The organism is Arthrobacter sp. 10T419, from assembly GCF_056394105.1.
In genome coordinates this window covers 1-389 of record NZ_JBFTHF010000066.1, presented here as the reverse complement: position 1 = coordinate 389, position 389 = coordinate 1, and the positions used below count along the sequence as shown (strand labels likewise).

The following is a 389-nucleotide window of genomic DNA, read 5'->3' as shown; positions in this document are numbered from 1 at the left end:
GATCTTCAGGCAACGCTGCTGCAATTCCGGCGTATTGGCGTGCTCGAGCACGATCTGATAGCCGCGTTCGCCGTGGATCTCGTCGGAGACGATGTGTAGGTCGAAGAATTCGACTTCCTCGTCCGTGAAGCCGTACTTCTCGCGCAGCGTGGGGGTCTGCTTGCGGTAGATCGACGGCACCTGCGACTCCAGGCCTACGACCAGGCCGGCCACGGCCACCACCGGGTCTTCGCGCATGGCCACGGCGTAGCACCAGCTTTGCAGGCCGCGCGTGGTCGGCGACATGTTGTCCGCATCCACCACGCGCTCGCGGGTGGTGCCGCAGGCTTCGGCAAAGCGGATCAGCAGGTCGGTGTGGCGGTCGCCGCCAATCTCTTCCTCGTACATAT

Annotated in this window: 1 protein-coding gene; it reads right to left on the bottom strand. The window is 64.0% G+C overall.

Features of this window, described 5'->3' with window-relative positions; translation table 11 throughout:
- A partial coding sequence (locus tag AC1DBD_RS17900) for an iron-containing redox enzyme family protein (RefSeq protein ID WP_476982736.1) occupies nucleotides 1–389 on the bottom strand: 389 nt, incomplete at both ends.